Annotated in this window: 15 protein-coding genes; 7 read left to right on the plus strand and 8 right to left on the minus strand. The window is 69.7% G+C overall.

The window, feature by feature from the left end:
• Positions 1-133: 133 nt before the first annotated feature.
• The gene (locus ACWD5F_RS39685; RefSeq protein ID WP_451261098.1) at positions 134-1,054 is read left to right on the plus strand and encodes a 1-aminocyclopropane-1-carboxylate deaminase/D-cysteine desulfhydrase; all 921 of its coding nucleotides are present in this window, start codon (positions 134-136) and stop codon (positions 1,052-1,054) included.
• On the opposite strand, the gene ACWD5F_RS39690 is transcribed toward ACWD5F_RS39685, so the two are convergent.
• Positions 1,032-1,529, minus strand: a complete 498-nt coding sequence (locus ACWD5F_RS39690) for a hypothetical protein (protein ID WP_451261099.1) — start codon at positions 1,527-1,529, stop codon at positions 1,032-1,034. The genes ACWD5F_RS39685 and ACWD5F_RS39690 overlap by 23 nt on opposite strands.
• Positions 1,530-1,642: 113 nt before the next feature.
• Positions 1,643-3,238 (minus strand): Na+/H+ antiporter, encoded by a 1,596-nt coding sequence (locus ACWD5F_RS39695; RefSeq protein ID WP_401729691.1) that lies wholly within the window; start codon positions 3,236-3,238, stop codon positions 1,643-1,645.
• 63 nt (positions 3,239-3,301) lie between these two features.
• Between ACWD5F_RS39695 and ACWD5F_RS39700 the strand changes: the two genes are divergently transcribed.
• The 3 genes from ACWD5F_RS39700 to ACWD5F_RS39710 all read left to right on the plus strand — a co-directional run bounded on the left by ACWD5F_RS39700 (position 3,302) and on the right by ACWD5F_RS39710 (position 5,391).
• Positions 3,302-3,562 (plus strand): UBP-type zinc finger domain-containing protein, encoded by a 261-nt coding sequence (locus ACWD5F_RS39700; RefSeq protein WP_401729689.1) that lies wholly within the window; start codon positions 3,302-3,304, stop codon positions 3,560-3,562.
• Between the two features lie 261 nt (positions 3,563-3,823).
• Positions 3,824-4,237 carry an ATP-binding protein gene (locus ACWD5F_RS39705; RefSeq protein ID WP_030784224.1) on the plus strand — a complete coding sequence of 138 codons (414 nt, stop codon included), beginning with the start codon at positions 3,824-3,826 and terminating at the stop codon, positions 4,235-4,237.
• A complete protein-coding gene (locus tag ACWD5F_RS39710; protein ID WP_451261100.1) occupies positions 4,234-5,391 on the plus strand; it encodes a SigB/SigF/SigG family RNA polymerase sigma factor in 1,158 nt (385 codons plus the stop codon). Before ACWD5F_RS39705 ends, ACWD5F_RS39710 begins: the two co-directional genes overlap by 4 nt.
• A gap of 101 nt (positions 5,392-5,492) precedes the next feature.
• Here ACWD5F_RS39710 and ACWD5F_RS39715 read toward each other — a convergent pair whose 3' ends face one another.
• Positions 5,493-5,942: a hypothetical protein gene (locus tag ACWD5F_RS39715; RefSeq protein ID WP_451261101.1), complete on the minus strand. Its 450-nt coding sequence runs from the start codon at positions 5,940-5,942 to the stop codon at positions 5,493-5,495.
• Positions 5,943-6,079: 137 nt separating this feature from the next.
• Between ACWD5F_RS39715 and ACWD5F_RS39720 the strand changes: the two genes are divergently transcribed.
• Together ACWD5F_RS39720 and ACWD5F_RS39725 are read left to right on the plus strand one after the other, a co-directional pair.
• The gene (locus tag ACWD5F_RS39720) at positions 6,080-7,048 is read left to right on the plus strand and encodes a diacylglycerol/lipid kinase family protein (RefSeq protein WP_401729683.1); all 969 of its coding nucleotides are present in this window, start codon (positions 6,080-6,082) and stop codon (positions 7,046-7,048) included.
• 319 nt (positions 7,049-7,367) lie between these two features.
• Positions 7,368-7,625 carry a WhiB family transcriptional regulator gene (locus tag ACWD5F_RS39725; protein WP_010353616.1) on the plus strand — a complete coding sequence of 86 codons (258 nt, stop codon included), beginning with the start codon at positions 7,368-7,370 and terminating at the stop codon, positions 7,623-7,625.
• 227 nt (positions 7,626-7,852) lie between these two features.
• Here ACWD5F_RS39725 and ACWD5F_RS39730 read toward each other — a convergent pair whose 3' ends face one another.
• Positions 7,853-9,328 carry a sensor histidine kinase gene (locus ACWD5F_RS39730; RefSeq protein ID WP_401729681.1) on the minus strand — a complete coding sequence of 492 codons (1,476 nt, stop codon included), beginning with the start codon at positions 9,326-9,328 and terminating at the stop codon, positions 7,853-7,855.
• Positions 9,329-9,685: 357 nt separating this feature from the next.
• Positions 9,686-10,768 (minus strand): SIS domain-containing protein, encoded by a 1,083-nt coding sequence (locus ACWD5F_RS39735; protein ID WP_451261102.1) that lies wholly within the window; start codon positions 10,766-10,768, stop codon positions 9,686-9,688.
• Between the two features lie 206 nt (positions 10,769-10,974).
• Here ACWD5F_RS39735 and nagB point away from each other — a divergent pair, with 206 nt between their 5' ends.
• Positions 10,975-11,760, plus strand: coding sequence for a glucosamine-6-phosphate deaminase (gene nagB, locus ACWD5F_RS39740; RefSeq protein ID WP_451261103.1), 786 nt, complete (start codon positions 10,975-10,977; stop codon positions 11,758-11,760).
• Positions 11,761-11,856: 96 nt separating this feature from the next.
• On the opposite strand, the gene ACWD5F_RS39745 is transcribed toward nagB, so the two are convergent.
• The 3 genes from ACWD5F_RS39745 to ACWD5F_RS39755 are packed head-to-tail and all read right to left on the minus strand — an operon-like array spanning position 11,857 to position 15,200.
• Positions 11,857-13,350 carry a glycoside hydrolase family 3 protein gene (locus ACWD5F_RS39745; protein ID WP_451261104.1) on the minus strand — a complete coding sequence of 498 codons (1,494 nt, stop codon included), beginning with the start codon at positions 13,348-13,350 and terminating at the stop codon, positions 11,857-11,859.
• A 9-nt stretch (positions 13,351-13,359) separates the two neighbouring features.
• Positions 13,360-14,217, minus strand: a complete 858-nt coding sequence (locus tag ACWD5F_RS39750; RefSeq protein WP_401712948.1) for a carbohydrate ABC transporter permease — start codon at positions 14,215-14,217, stop codon at positions 13,360-13,362.
• Positions 14,214-15,200, minus strand: a complete 987-nt coding sequence (locus ACWD5F_RS39755) for a carbohydrate ABC transporter permease (RefSeq protein ID WP_401712951.1) — start codon at positions 15,198-15,200, stop codon at positions 14,214-14,216. The genes ACWD5F_RS39750 and ACWD5F_RS39755 overlap by 4 nt, the downstream gene beginning before the upstream one ends.
• Between the last annotated feature and the right edge of the window lie 32 nt (positions 15,201-15,232).

Raw genomic sequence — 15,232 nt, forward strand, 5'->3', positions numbered from 1 at the left:
CGGAGCGTGCCGGTGCTATTACACGAAAGAGCGGGAATGGATCACCAGCGGCTGGGAAGAGTCGGACGCATAGTCGATCGGCACGTCGAACACCGAACGAGCGGGACCGCCCCACGGCCGGGACAATGGCCGGGTGACCGGCTCCGACAACCCCGCCGCCCCCGACCTGGCAGCCGCCCTGCACCCCCGACTCCCCTCCCCTCTCCAGGAGTTGGCCGACGAGCGGTTCGCGCGCCACGGCGTCCGTCTCCTCCTCAAGCGGGACGACCTGATCCACCCGGAGCTGATCGGCAACAAGTGGCGCAAACTCGCCCCCAACCTCACCGCCGCGGCCGGCCGCCCCGTCGTCACCTTCGGCGGCGCGTACTCCAACCATCTCCGGGCCACGGCCGCCGCCGGCCGCCTGCTCGGCCTGCCCACGATCGGCGTGGTCCGCGGCCAGGAACTGGCGGACCGCCCCCTCAACCTCTCACTGGCCCGCTGCGTGGCCGACGGCATGCGACTCCACTTCGTCGACAGGTCGACGTACCGCCACAAGACCGACCCCGACACCCTCGCGCGCGTGCTGCGCGAGGCCGACGCGTCGGACGCCTACGTCGTCCCGGAGGGCGGCAGCAACACCGAGGCGGTACGCGGTTGTCGGGCCCTGGGTGAGGAACTGCGCGGCCACGCGGACGTCGTCGCCCTCCCCTGCGGCACCGGCGGCACCCTGGCGGGCCTGGCGGCAGGCCTCGCCCCCGGCCAACGCGCCCTGGGCATCCCGGTCCTCAAAGGCGGCTTCCTGGGCGCCGACATACGGTCCCTGCAACACGCGGCCTTCGGCGGCCCGCGCGGCGACTGGACCCTCGACGACCGCTTCCACTTCGGCGGCTACGCGCGTACCACTCCCGAACTCGACGCGTTCGCGGACGACTTCGAGGAGCGCCACGGGGTGGCCGTCGAGCGGGTGTATGTCGCCAAGTCGCTGTACGCACTTGTCGTCCTTGCCGACGAAGGCGCGTTCCCGCGCGGGACGACGGTGGCGGCGGTCATCACCGGACGGCCCTTTCCCTGAGCCGGCCTACGGCACGCAGGACGTCGTCCCTGTTCTTCGCCCGCTTGATCCACACCGGCAGGCGCGCCACCAGCGTCATCTTCCGTCCGGTGTCGTACCAGGGCGCCCGCTCACGAAGCCGCGCCCGGACGAAACGGCTGATCAGGTCGAGGTGTTCGAGGTCGTACGCCCACAGCCACCCGTGTCGGGTCTCGACCTGGAGCCACAGCGGCGTGCCGAAGTACGGATCCGTCACGGGACCGGCCGAGCCGCGGGCCGGCGCGACCTCGCGGCCGCTCCACATCCGCGACAGCCCACAGCCGCGGCAGACGAGACGTCGAGGCCTGAACAGCATCCGGGCCCGGGGGTCGTAGGCCCCCGGCTCCGGAACCACACGGGCGGCCTTCGCGCAGCCCGGGCAGCACACGACGATCGAGCCGAGGAAGTCGTCAGCGGTGCATCGCGGGTCCCGGAAGCGGCCGGAGGGCGGAGCCATGCCGGGAGTATGCGACCGCCCCGCGAGCCGGCGCATCCGGATTTCGGTCGCCGCCGGTCAGGTTCGATCACCGCGACCGGTCGACGCCCTCACCCCGCGCTTCCGGCGGAGCCTCACGCCGCCTCTCGGAAGGCCGCCGCCTCCTCCAGGTCCAGTCTGCGCAGCATCGTGCGCAGCATCTCGTCGTCGATGTAGCGGCCGTCCCGGAGGCGGACGAACATCGCGCGTTCGGCGCTGATCATCTCGCGGGACAGGCGGCGGTAGGTGTCGTCGACGGATTCGCCGGTGATGGGGTTGACCTGGCCGAGGCGTTCCCAGACCGCGTTGCGGCGGCGTTCCAGGGCCGAGCGGAGGCGGTCGGCGAGGGGCGGCGGGAGCGCGTTGCTCTCGTCGGCGAGGAGTTCGTCCAGGCGCTGTTCGGCGACTCGTGAGGCCTGCGCCTGGGCGTTGGCCTCGGCGAGGGTCTCGGCCTGGGTGTCGCGGCCGGGGAGCTTCAGCAGGCGGATCAGCGGGGGCAGGGTGACGCCCTGGACGACGAGGGTGCCGATGACCGTCGTGAAGGTCAGGAAGAGGATGAGGTTGCGGCCGGGGAATTCCTCGCCGTTGTGCATGTGCTCCGGGATCGAGAAGGCGATCGCCAGCGAGACCACGCCCCGCATGCCGGCCCAGCCGATGACGAACGGCGCCTTCCAGGTGGGGTTCTCCTCGCGTCTGCGGATTCTGGCCGAAAGGATCCGTGGCAGGAAGGTCGCCGGATAGACCCAGATGAAGCGGGAGGCGACGACCACGAGGAAGACGGCGACCGCGTACCAGGCGGCCCGGCCACCCTCGTAGGCGCCAAGGCCCTTGAGGACGACGGGCAGTTGCAGGCCGATCAGGGCGAACACCGCTGATTCCAGGACGAATGCCACCATCTTCCAGACGGCCTCCTCCTGGAGGCGGGTCGCGAAGTCGACCTCCCAGTTGCGGTGGCCCAGGTAGAGCGCGACAACGACCACGGCGAGCACACCGGAGGCGTGCACCTGCTCGGCGACCGCGTACGCGACGAACGGGATCAGCAGGGAGAGCGTGTTCTGGAGCAGCGCTTCTTTGAGGTGGGTGCGCAGCCAGTGGAGCGGCACCATCAGGATCAGGCCGATGCCCACGCCGCCGACCGCGGCCAGCAGGAACTCGCCGATCCCGCCCGCCCAGGTCGCGCCCTCACCGACCGCGGCGGCGACCGCGACCCGGTAGGCGGTGATCGCGGTGGCGTCGTTCACCAGGGACTCGCCCTGAAGGATCGTGGTGACCCGGGAGGGCAGTCCGACCCGGCGCGCGACCGCCGTGGCCGCGACCGCGTCCGGCGGCGCCACCACCGCGCCCAGCACCAGTGCCGCGGTCAACGGCAGCCCCGGCACGATCTGGTAGGCGGCCCAGCCGACCACGAAGGTCGCGAAGAGCACGTACCCGACCGACAGCAGCGCGACCGGCCGCAGTTGCGCGCGCAGGTCGAGGTAGGAGCTGTCGGTGGCCGAGGTGTAGAGCAGCGGCGGGAGCACGAGCGGCAGTACTACGTCAGGATCGAGGGTGTACCCCGGCACTCCGGGGACGTACGAGACCACCAGGCCCGCCGCGACCAGCAGCAGCGGCGCCGGCACCGGTGTGCGCCGCGCCGCCGCGGCCACCGCGGCGCTGCCCGCCACCAGCAACAGCAGTGGCATCACGTCCATCGTCCTCGCCCGCCCTCTGGTTTTCCGCGCGGCCATCCGCACGGCCGTCGTAATCTGGCAATCATGAAACAGTGCACGCATGCCGACGCGCTGCCGCACCCGCAACCCGGACCGCTCAACGAAACCTGCCCCGAGTGTCTACGGGACGGTACGCATCCGGTCCAGCTCCGGCTGTGCCTCACCTGCGGCCATGTCGGCTGCTGCGACTCGTCTCCGGGACGGCACGCGACCGAGCACCACAAGGATTCCGGTCATCCGATCATGCGGACCTTCGAACCCGGTGAGAGCTGGCGTTGGTGCTTCGTGGACCATGTGCTCGTGTGACGCGGCACGACTCCGCTTCACCGACGGTTCGACGGTCTGACGTCTGGGTACGTCAACCCGGCGCGCGCTCTTCCCAATTGGGCCCGCCGACCCCCTAGCCACGGAGCGTATCCGAAGGTTTACTATGAGTGACAGCAAGGGGTTGGGGTCCTGGGGACAGGAAAGTTCGGAGCGCGATAGCGTCACCGCTGAAGCACACGTCGCGTTACCCCGGGGGGCGACCCTCGGCCCTGAAATGCTTGTACCACCTTGGAGGTGAGGGTGTCCCAGATCGCAGGCGAGCCCGCGACCCAGGACTTCGTGGAAGTCCGGCTGCCGGCTGCGGGTGCCTACCTGTCGGTGCTGCGTACGGCCACGGCCGGCCTCGCGGCCCGTTTGGACTTCACCCTCGACGAGATCGAGGACCTGCGCATCGCTGTGGACGAGGCCTGCGCGATCCTGCTCCAGCAGGCCGTGCCCGGCTCGGTGCTCAGTTGTGTCTTCCGGCTTGTCGACGACTCGTTGGAGGTGACCGTCTCGGCGCCGACCACGGACGGTCACGCCCCCGCGCGGGACACCTTCGCCTGGACCGTCCTGTCCGCCCTGGCAGGCAAGGTCTCCTCCGCGGTGGACGACGACAAAACCGTTTCGATCAGCCTCTACAAACAGCGCGGCGCGGGACCCGGGCCGGCGTGAGGACAGGGGACGGGCCGGTGCGTGACGAAGAGCGCGGCACACGGGAGCTGCCGGCCGAGGGCACAGGCGGGTCCCGACGCATTGGTGACGGCATCGACGGTATGGCCGGCATCCCCGAGCAGGCCCGGCCGCATCCGGAGGAGGACTCCTCGGAGACCGCTTCCCCGGACGGGCTGCGGGATCGGGAAGGTGCCGTGCAGAGCGCGCCCGTGGACGGACGGACCGGGATCCCCCCGCTCCGTCCGGCGGCCGGCGCTCGGAGAAGGACAACGGGCGGGACGATGAGCGAGCACGAGCGAAACCCCGAGGCCGACGGGCAGGGCGCGCCGAGCGTCCAACAGGGCGCTCCCGGCGTCCAGCCGGGCGCACCGAGCGTCCAGCAGGCCACGCACCACGACCCACGGGACCGCAGCGGAGCGCGTCTGCTCTTCATCGAGCTGCGCACGCTGAAGGACGGCAGCCCGGAGTACGCGGACCTGCGCAACCGGCTGGTCCGCATGCACCTGCCGCTCGTCGAGCACCTCGCCCGCCGCTTCCGCAACCGCGGCGAGCCGCTGGACGACCTCACCCAGGTCGCCACCATCGGCCTGATCAAGTCGGTCGACCGCTTCGACCCGGAGCGCGGCGTCGAGTTCTCGACGTACGCGACCCCGACGGTCGTCGGCGAGATCAAGCGGCACTTCCGTGACAAGGGCTGGGCGGTCCGCGTCCCGCGCAGGCTCCAGGAGCTGCGCCTGTCGCTGACCACGGCGACGGCGGAGCTCTCGCAGCTGCACGGCCGCTCCCCCACGGTCCACGAGCTGGCCGAGAAGCTGGGCATCTCGGAGGAAGAGGTCCTGGAGGGCCTGGAGTCCGCCAACGCGTACTCCACGCTGTCGCTGGACGTCCCCGACACCGACGACGAGTCCCCGGCCGTCGCGGACACCCTGGGCGCGGAGGACGAGGCCCTGGAGGGCGTCGAGTACCGCGAGTCCCTCAAGCCCTTGCTGGAGGATCTGCCGCCGCGCGAGAAGCGGATCCTGCTGCTGCGGTTCTTCGGCAACATGACGCAGTCGCAGATCGCCCAGGAGGTCGGCATCTCACAGATGCACGTCTCCCGACTGCTCGCGCGCACGCTGGCGCAGCTGCGGGAAAAGCTGCTCGTCGAGGAGTAGGGGCGCGCCGGGGCCGGGGCCGCTTTGCGGCCGCCCTGAGGCAGGGGCTGCTTACGGTCGCCCTGAGGCAGGAGCTGCTTACGGTCGCCCCGACGCCCTGGCTACTTCTGGTCGCCCTGTGCTCCGCCCGGGCCCCGGATGCCGAGGGCTCGGTTCGTCTCCGGGTTTACCAGGAGTACCAGTGCGGCCACGGCCACGACGGCGAGTGCGATCCCGGCCGGGATGGCGATGCTGTCGGCCTGGAGCAGGGTGAAGGCCACCGGCAGCGCCATGATCTGCGTGATGACGGCGGGGCCCCGGCTCCAGCCGCGGCGCAGCAGCAGCCCGCGCGCGGCGAGCAGCGGCAGCAGTGCGAGGACGGCCAGGGTGATGCCGCCGGTGACGGCGGACCCGCGGTCGTCGGGGTCGCCGGCCAGGCCCTCCACGAGCATCCACAGGCCCCCGACGGCCAACGCGATTCCCTCGAGACCCGCGAGCGCGGCGGCGTAGGTCAGGCGGCGCGGGCGCGGGTCGGTGCTGTCCGAAGCGGTGGGAGTCTGCTCACTGGTCACCTCTGAAGGGTAGTCCCGGGGGCGGCACCGTCCGGAGCGGGCCGGAGCGTCCGCCGTGGTGAGGCTCACGTCCTCTGCTCTTACCTGATCCCTACTCGACCTGTGCCGAGTACCACCCAGTAGGTACGCTGCAACTCATGCGTGCACTTCTCGTGGTCAATCCGGCGGCAACCACCACAAGCGCACGTACGCGCGATGTCCTGATTCATGCACTCGCGAGCGAGATGAAGCTGGAAGCGGTCACCACCGAGTACCGCGGCCACGCGCGCGACCTGGGCCGACAGGCGGCGGACAGCGAGGACATCGACCTGGTGGTCGCCCTCGGCGGCGACGGCACGGTCAACGAGGTGGTCAACGGCCTGCTGCACGCGGGCCCCAACCCCAACGGTCTGCCCCGCCTCGCCGTGGTCCCCGGCGGCTCCACCAACGTCTTCGCCCGCGCCCTGGGCCTGCCCAACGACGCCGTCGAGGCGACCGGCGCCCTGCTCGACGCCCTGCGCGAGGGCAGTGAACGGACGGTCGGTATGGGCCTCGCCGCCGGCACCCCGGGCACCGAGGACGAGGCGGTGCCCTCGCGCTGGTTCACCTTCTGCGCCGGGCTCGGCTTCGACGCCGGTGTGGTCGGCCGGGTCGAGCAACAGCGGGAGCGGGGAAAGAAATCCACGCACGCCCTTTACCTGCGCCAGGTCGCACGCCAGTTCATCCAGGAGCCCAATCGCCGGCACGGCACGATCACACTGGAGCGGCCCGACGCCGAACCGGTGACCGATCTGGTGGCCTCCATAATCTGCAATACCTCACCGTGGACGTATCTGGGTAATCGTCCGGTGTACGCAACGCCTAAGGCTTCGTTCGATACCGGGCTCGACGTACTCGGTCTCAGCCGCATGTCCACGGTCTCCGCCGCCCGGTATGCCACACAATTGCTCACTTCGTCCCCCGAACGCGGAGCGCACGGCAAGCACGCGGTCACCCTGCACGACCTGGACCAGTTCACCTTGCATTCGAAGGTCCCCCTGCCCCTTCAGATGGACGGCGACCACCTCGGACTGCGCACGAGCGTGACGTTCACAGGCGTACGCCGTGCACTGCGTGTGATTGTGTGAGCAGAAAGGGCTGAAGTCCTTTCACTCGAACGTTTAGGCCAGGGTCCACCCCATGGAAGTACGGCTGTGACCTAGTCGACACCGAGGAATCAAAAAAAACTTTCCAGAAGGGGTTGTATCCGCCGCTGAGGTTTGCGAGTCTCTACGTGGCGATCGAGACGGCCCGCAACACCGGCCTCCACGGATCACCGGAACCCCTCTTCAATCCACAGGACCCCGCCAGCGAACCTGGCGTTCGGCCCTTCACTTGTTGAGGGATTCGTGAAAGCGTTCACATTCACAAGCAACCCGCACGTAATACCAAGGAGAGGTAGCAGCCATGGACTGGCGTCACAACGCCGTTTGCCGCGAGGAAGACCCCGAGCTCTTCTTCCCCATCGGCAACACCGGTCCTGCGCTGCTGCAGATCGAGGAAGCCAAGGCCGTCTGCCGTCGCTGCCCCGTTATGGATCAGTGTCTGCAGTGGGCGCTCGAGTCCGGTCAGGACTCCGGCGTCTGGGGTGGTCTCAGCGAGGACGAGCGTCGCGCGATGAAGCGCCGTGCCGCCCGCAACCGGGCCCGTCAGGCAACCGCCTGACAACACCCGCCCCACAAGCCTGAGCTTGGCGGCGCGTACAGCGAGTACGCATCTCCCGCCCCCGAGCCGCAGCGCGCAGTACCCCCGATGCGCTTACGCTTTGCGAACGAGCAGCAACGAGCACTGGCCCCGGACCACACAAGGTCCGGGGCCCTTTGCTGTCCCCGGACCTTTCCGCTGTCCCCGGGCTCATCCCGGGCTTCTCCCTGGCTTTTCCCGGGAGTTGACTACTTGTCGGCTTCCACCGGCACGTCCAGGATCACCCGGGTCCCCCGCTCCGGCGCCGGGACCATGTCGAACGTGCCGCCCAACTCGCCCTCCACCAGGGTCCGTACGATCTGAAGACCCAGGTTGCCGTCGGTGTGCGGGTCGAAGCCCTCGGGCAGGCCGACGCCGTCGTCCTGGACGGTGACCAGGAGGCGGGCCTCCTTGCTGGTGCCGCCGCGGACGGCCGACACCTCGACCGTGCCGGTGTCGCCCTCGCGGAAGCCGTGTTCGAGGGCGTTCTGCAGGATCTCGGTCAGGACCATCGACAGCGGAGTGGCGACCTCGGCGTCCAGGATGCCGAAGCGGCCGCTGCGCCGGCCGGCCACCTTGCCCGGCGAGATCTCGGCGACCATCGCGAGGACGCGGTCGGCGATCTCGTCGAACTCCACGCGCTCGTCCAGGTTCTGGGAGAGCGTCTCGTGCACGATCGCGATCGAACCGACCCGCCGCACCGCCTCCTCCAGGGCCTCCCGGCCACGGTCCGACTCGATGCGCCGGGCCTGGAGCCGCAGCAGGGCGGCGACCGTCTGGAGGTTGTTCTTCACCCGGTGGTGGATCTCCCGGATGGTGGCGTCCTTGGTGATCAACTCCCGCTCGCGGCGACGCAGTTCGGTGACGTCACGGAGCAGGACGAGCGAACCGATGCGCGTGCCCTTGGGTTTGAGCGGGATGGCACGGAACTGGATGACCCCGTCGCGCGCCTCGATCTCGAACTCGCGCGGTGCCCAGCCGCTGGCCACCTTGGCGAGCGCCTCGTCCACCGGCCCCCGGGTCGGGGCGAGTTCGGCGGTGGTCCGGCCCAGGTGCTGGCCGACCAGGTCGGAGGCGAGGCCCATGCGGTGGTACGCCGACAGCGCGTTCGGTGAGGCGTACTGGACGATGCCGTCCGCGTCGAGGCGGATCAGGCCGTCGCCGACGCGGGGCGCGGCATCCATGTCCATCTGCTGGTTCGCGAACGGGAAGGCGCCGGCCGCGATCATCTGGGCGAGGTCCGAGGCGCTCTGGAGGTACGTCAGCTCCAGGCGGCTCGGGGTGCGCACGGTCAGCAGGTTGGTGTTGCGGGCGATGACACCCAGGACGCGCCCCTCCCGTCGTACCGGGATCGACTCGACCCGGACCGGGACCTCCTCGCGCCACTCGGGGTCGCCCTCGCGCACGATCCGGCCCTCGTCCAGGGCCGCGTCCAGCATGGGGCGGCGGCCGCGCGGGACGAGGTGGCCGACCATGTCGTCGTGGTAGGAGGTGGGGCCGGTGTTGGGGCGCATCTGGGCGACGGAGACGTAGCGCGTGCCGTCGCGGGTGGGCACCCACAGGACCAGGTCGGCGAAGGAGAGGTCGGAGAGCAGCTGCCACTCCGAGACCAGCAGATGCAGCCACTCGAGGTCGGAGTCGTCGAGTGCGGTGTGCTGGCGGACCAGTTCGTTCATGGAGGGCACGTGGCGAGCGTACCTGGGGGTATGTGAGGGGCGTAAAAACACCCGCGGGCCGCGGCGCCTGGGAGGGACCCTCAACCCTCCCGGCACCGCAGCCCGGAGCAACAACGGCCGTGGGGTGTGCGATCCCGGTCGGCCGAAGGATGAGGACCCGGGGCAGTCAGGGCAGAGAGCTCCGGTTCCTCGGTCCGCCCTCCTGTGCGGGGAAGGCGGAAGTCTCGCGGCTGTGCGTCCAGCGCCTCAATTCTGGACTAGACCACTCTGCGTGTCCATGCGTTGAAGCCTGTTGATTGTTGTTATTTCCCCGACGGCAGCCTAACCCGTGGGGGTTCCTGTGCGGGGGTGGTCGGCGAGGCGATCTCAGCGGGTCTCCGTCACCTTCGCCAGGGCGCGGGGCGCGTCCGGGTCCTGGCCGCGGGCGATCGTCACCTCGTAGGCCAGGAGCTGGAGCGGGAGGATCTCCAGGATGGGCTGGACCTCCTCGGCCACGCCCTCGGTGGGCAGCACGAAGCCGGCCGAGGCCTGCTCGACCTGGCTCTTGGGGCCGATGACGACGAGGTCGGCGCCGCGTCCGCGCAGCCGGTCCAGGACGGGCTGGAGGGCCTCGCCGCCCTTGCCGTCGGTGACGACCGCGATGACCGGCGAGACGTTGTCGACCATGGCGAGGGGGCCGTGCAGGAGGTCGGCGCCGGAGTAGGAGAGGGCGGGGATGTAGCTGGTCTCCATCAGCTTCAGGGCCGCCTCCTTGGCCGTGGGGTAGCCGTAGCCGCGCGAGGTGATGACCATGCGCTCGGCGAAGCGGTAGCGGCCGGCGAGGGCGCGGATCTCGTCCTGCCGGGCGAGGAGCTGCTCGGCGAGGTCGGGGAGCACCTGGGCGGGGGCCCCGTCGCCGTCGCGCAGGCCCTCTACGAAGAGGTAGAGCGCGAGCAGGGAGGCCGTGTACGTCTTGGTGGCGGGGAGGGCCTTCTCCGGTCCGGCCAGGATGTCGATGTGGTACTCGGAGACGCCCGCCAGCGGTGAGTCGGGGTTGTTGGTGACGGCCAGCGTGATCGCACCGGCCTCGCGGGCGGCGCGGGTCGAGGCCACCAGGTCCGGGGAGCCGCCGGACTGGCTGACGGTGACGACCAGGACGTCGGTGAGGTCGGGCAGAGCGCCGTAGGCCGTGGTGGTGGACATCGAGGTGAGTCCGCAGGGCAGGCCGAGGCGGATCTCCAGGAGGTACTTGGCGTAGAGGGCCGCGTTGTCGGAGGTGCCGCGGGCGGTGAGCAGGACGAAGCGGGGGTTGCGCGCGGCGATCTCCCGGGCCACCTGCCGGATGCCGGGGGCACCCTCGGCGAGGATGCGGCGCAGCACGGCGGGCTGCTCGGCCATCTCGCGGGCCATGATCCCGCCCGGGAGGTCGACCGGGAGGTCGCGCTGGGGATCCGGTGTGGTGGCGGTCATGGGTTTCCTCCGAGCGGGCCGGGTGCGGGTGGGGCTCATTCGACTCCCCCACGGCGAATGATGCCCGTCCTCCGGGTGGAATGCGGGTGCCGCCCGATCACCTGGGAGAACAGCAGGTTCCACCTGGGAGGACAGACCCGATTCTGTTAGATTGGACTCACTATTGGTCTAAACCACATGGCACTCTTCAGATCGGCAGGCCCAGCGTGGAAGTTGTCATCGTTCCGGACGCCAAGTCGGGCGGCGAGCTCATCGCCGAGGCCATGGCACAGCTGCTGCGGCGCAAGCCGGACGCCCTGCTCGGCGTGGCCACCGGCTCGACGCCGTTGCCCATCTACGAGGCGCTGACGGCCAAGGTGCGCTCCGGTGATGTGGACGCCTCGCGGGCGCGGGTCGCCCAGCTCGACGAGTACGTGGGGCTGCCGGCCGAGCACCCGGAGTCGTACCGCTCGGTGCTGCGGCGCGAGGTGCTGGAGCCGTTGGGGGTCTCCATGGACGCGTTCATGGGGCCGGACGGGACGGCTGCCGATGTGCAGGGGGCCTGTGAGGCGTACGACAAGGCGCTGAGCGAGGCCGGCGGTGTCGATCTGCAGGTGCTCGGGATCGGGACCGATGGGCACATCGGGTTCAACGAGCCCTGTTCCTCGCTTGCTTCTCGTACGCGGATCAAGACGTTGACCGAGCAGACTCGGGTGGACAACGCGCGGTTCTTCGACGGCGATATCGATCAGGTGCCGCATCACGTGATCACTCAGGGAATCGGCACGATTCTGGAAGCGCGGCATTTGGTGTTGCTGGCGACTGGTGAGGGCAAGGCGGATGCGGTGGCGGCGACTGTGGAGGGGCCTGTTGCTGCGGTGTGCCCTGCGTCAGCCTTGCAGTTCCACCGGCATGCGACGGTTGTCGTCGACGAGGGGGCCGCTTCCAAGTTGAAGTTGGCGGACTATTTCCGGCATACCTTCGTCAACAAGCCTGCGTGGCAAGGGATTTAACGGACACGGTTTCGTCTGCCTGGTTCTGTTGAGTGCGGGGTGCGCGACCGTTGTGGCTGGTCGCGCAGTTCCCCGCGCCCCTCAAAGCAAAAACCTCTACGCGCCCGCGATGATCTCCGCTGCCGCCTGGCCGCAGACCCTTGCCGCTCCGTGAGTTGCCACGTGCAGGGCGCCTCGCGGTGGAGACATCGGTACGCCCATTTCCACGACGACCGTGTCGGGGCGGGCCGCGAGCAGTGTGTCGAGAGTGGACGCCATCCAGTCGTGGCGGTGTTCGTCGCGGACCACCGCGACGATGCGGCGGGTGCCGGCCGTCGTCAGGATCGTCTCGGCCGCGTTCTCGCCGGAGTAGCTGTCCGTCTCCGTACCGGGGAGAAGCGCGGCCAGTTGTGCCGCCACGCCCCACGGGGTGTGGTCGCCGACCGCGATGTTCGGGACCGGGGTGAGGAGAGCCACGTAGGGCGCCTCGGTGAGCGGGGTGAACGCGGTGTCCGGGGCGGCGGTGACGCGTACCGCTCGGCGGGCGGCGACCAGACCGACCTCGTCCGCGTCGGAGGCGTACGGCTCCTTGCTCGCCGTTGTCGCTGTCCAGTGGGCCAGTTCGCGTACCCGTTCCGCCGCGTCCGCCAGGCGTTCCTCGGGGAGTTCGCCGGAGCGTACGGCCGCGACCAGGGCGTCGCGCAGGCGGCTCACCGTCTCCTCGTCGCTGTGGCCGCCGCCCACGCAGATCGCGTCGGCGCCGGCCGCGATGGCCAGGACGCTGCCGCGTTCGATGCCGTAGGCGGCGGCGATGGCCTGCATCTCGATGCCGTCGGTGACGATCAGGCCGGTGTAGCCGAGCTCGGTGCGCAGCAGGTCGGTCAGGATGCGGCGGGAGAGGGTCGCGGGGAGGTCCGCGTCCAGGGCCGGGACCAGGATGTGGGCGCTCATGATCGCCCGCGAGCCGGCTGCGATCGCGGCCCGGAACGGGGAGAGGTCGCGGTCCGCCAGGACGTCCGCCGACACGTCCACCCTCGGCATCGCGTGGTGGGAGTCGACGGCCGTGTCGCCGTGGCCGGGGAAGTGCTTGGTGCAGGCGGCGACGCCGGCGGCCTGGAGGCCGGTGACGTAGGCCGCGGTGTGCCGGGCGACCAGGGCGGTGTCGGCGCCGAAGGCACGTACGCCGATCACCGGGTTGGACGGGTTGGAGTTGACGTCGGCCGACGGGGCCCAGTCGAGGTTGACACCGCAGGCCGCGAGCCGGCGGCCCATGTCGTAGGCCACCTCCCGGGTCAGCGTGACGTCGTCCACCGCGCCGAGCGCGAGGTTGCCGGGGTAGGAGGAGCCGGTGCGCACTTCGAGACGGGTGACGTCACCGCCCTCCTCGTCGATCGCCACCAGCACGTCGTCGCGTTCGGCCCGCAACTGGGCGGTCAGCGCGGTGACTTGCTCGGGGGTGGCGATGTTGCGGCCGAACAGACCGACGGAGGCGAGTCCTTCGCCGAGCCTGCGCAGCACCCAGTCGGGTGCGGTGGTGCCGGTGAAGCCGGGTTGCAGGACCGTCAGGGCGTCGCGCGTCAGGGTGTCCGCGCCGTGGGCGAGAGTCGTCATCAGGGGGCGTTATCCCTTCACGGCGCCGGCGGTCAGACCCGCGGCCATCTTGCGCTGGACTAGGAGGAAGAGGACCACGATCGGCACGGCCATCATGGTGGCGCCGGCCATCATCGGCGCGTATTCGGTGCCGTGCTTCGTGGTGAAGTTGCCGAGCCAGACGGTCGCCGTCTGCTTCTCCTGGCTGAGCAGCATCAGGGCGTACAGGTACTCGTTCCAGGCCTGGATGAAGCCGTAGACCGAGGTGGCGACCAGGCCGGGGGCCAGGAGCGGGAAGACGACCCTGACGAAGGCGCCGGTGCGGGAGCAGCCGTCGACCATCGCGGCCTCCTCCAGCTCCTTGGGGATGTTGACGATGAAACCGCGCAGCGTCCACACCGTGAAGGGGAGGATGAACGTCAGGTAGGTCAGGATCAGGCCGGAGAGCTTGTCGTACTGACCCAGGTCGTTCAGCAGCAGGAAGACCGGGATGATCATGGCGACCAGCGGGACCATCTGTACCGCGAGAATGCCGACGATCACGATCTTCCGGCCGCGGAAGGCGAACCGGGAGATGGCGAGCGCGGCCAGCAGGCCGACGACGATGCCGATCGCGACGACCGTCAGGGAGACGATGAGGCTGCGGCCGACCGGGCCCCAGAAGTCGGCGATCTCCAGCGCGCGGTCGAAGTTGGACAGGGTGAAGCCGGTGGGCAGCAGGCTGGGGTCCGGGTCGATGGCGTCCTTGGCCGGCTTGATCGCCGTGTTGATCATCCAGTAGACGGGGAAGCCCGCGACGAGGAAGACCAGCAGACCGAGGAGGTTCCAGCCGGCCTTCGACCGGCCCTGCCGGTTGCGACGGCGGCCCAGGGAAGCGATGGCGCTCATTCGACCTCTCCGATCTTGAGCATCTGGCGCATGTACACGGCGACCACACCCAGCAGCAGCACGACGGTGATCAGGGCGATCGCCGAGCCCTGCCCGTAGTCGTTGACGACGAAGGCACGGTCGTAGGAGTAGGTGGTCAGGATCTGGAACTCCTGCTCGGGATGGCCGTTGCGCATCACGAACACCTGCGGGAAGACACCCATGTCCCAGATGACCGACAGGGTCGTGAGCATCACGATGATCGGCTTGAGGATCGGCAGGGTGACGTAGCGGAAGACGCTGAACGCGCCCGAGCCGTCGAGCCGGGCGGCCTCCTCCAGTTCCTTGGGGACCTGGGTCAGACCGGCGCTGAGCGTGATGACGACGAAGGGGACGGCTCCCCAGACCACCAGGAGCATGATCACGGCGAGGCCCTGCGGTCCGCTGGCGAACCAGTTGTGGCCGATCAGCTCGACCCCGGGCAGCTTGCTGAGCACCGCGTTCAGGACGCCGTAGTCGGCGTCGAAGAGCCACTTGAAGACGGTGGTGGCGACGATGATCGGCATGCCCCAGCTGGCCACCAGGGCGATGTTGACGAGGGTCTTCACCCAGCCGGAGACCTTCTGAAGGAGCAGCGCGATCAGCATGCCGGCGACCATCGTGAAGATGACGCAGCCGGCCGCGAAGATCACCGTGCGGATGACGACCTGCCAGAACTCGCCGTCGCCCAGCACGTTGGTGAAGTTGTCGAACCCGACCGACTCGGCCGGCTGGAAGCCCCACAGCTGGGACTGCCCGAACTTCTGGAACGACAGGGTGACCAGGCGGACCAGCGGATAGCCCATCACCAGGACGAGGATCAGCAGGCAGGGCGCGAGCAGCAGCCAGGGCGTCCCGGCTCCGCCGTTGGTCCGCTTTCTCCTCGGCCGGTCCGGAACGTCCGGTGGTGGTGCCTGGCGCGGGGTCGGCACCTTGGCAGGGGTGGTCGTGTCTGCGGCACTCATCGCGCGCTCCTCAGCGGTCCCTCAGGTCGTAC

The organism is Streptomyces sp. NPDC002499, assembly GCF_053595415.1.

Excerpts from the sequence above, each read along its gene's own strand:
- ACWD5F_RS39725 (WP_010353616.1), top strand. The coding sequence starts at position 7,368 with ATGGACTGGCGTCACAACGCCGTTTGCCGCGAGGAAGACCCCGAGCTC.
- ACWD5F_RS39700 (WP_401729689.1), top strand. The coding sequence starts at position 3,302 with ATGAAACAGTGCACGCATGCCGACGCGCTGCCGCACCCGCAACCCGGA.
- ACWD5F_RS39695 (WP_401729691.1), bottom strand. The coding sequence starts at position 3,238 with ATGGACGTGATGCCACTGCTGTTGCTGGTGGCGGGCAGCGCCGCGGTG.
- ACWD5F_RS39720 (WP_401729683.1), top strand. The coding sequence starts at position 6,080 with ATGCGTGCACTTCTCGTGGTCAATCCGGCGGCAACCACCACAAGCGCA.
- ACWD5F_RS39690 (WP_451261099.1), bottom strand. The coding sequence starts at position 1,529 with ATGGCTCCGCCCTCCGGCCGCTTCCGGGACCCGCGATGCACCGCTGAC.
- ACWD5F_RS39735 (WP_451261102.1), bottom strand. The coding sequence starts at position 10,768 with ATGACCGCCACCACACCGGATCCCCAGCGCGACCTCCCGGTCGACCTC.
- ACWD5F_RS39755 (WP_401712951.1), bottom strand. The coding sequence starts at position 15,200 with ATGAGTGCCGCAGACACGACCACCCCTGCCAAGGTGCCGACCCCGCGC.
- ACWD5F_RS39750 (WP_401712948.1), bottom strand. The coding sequence starts at position 14,217 with ATGAGCGCCATCGCTTCCCTGGGCCGCCGTCGCAACCGGCAGGGCCGG.
- ACWD5F_RS39745 (WP_451261104.1), bottom strand. The coding sequence starts at position 13,350 with ATGACGACTCTCGCCCACGGCGCGGACACCCTGACGCGCGACGCCCTG.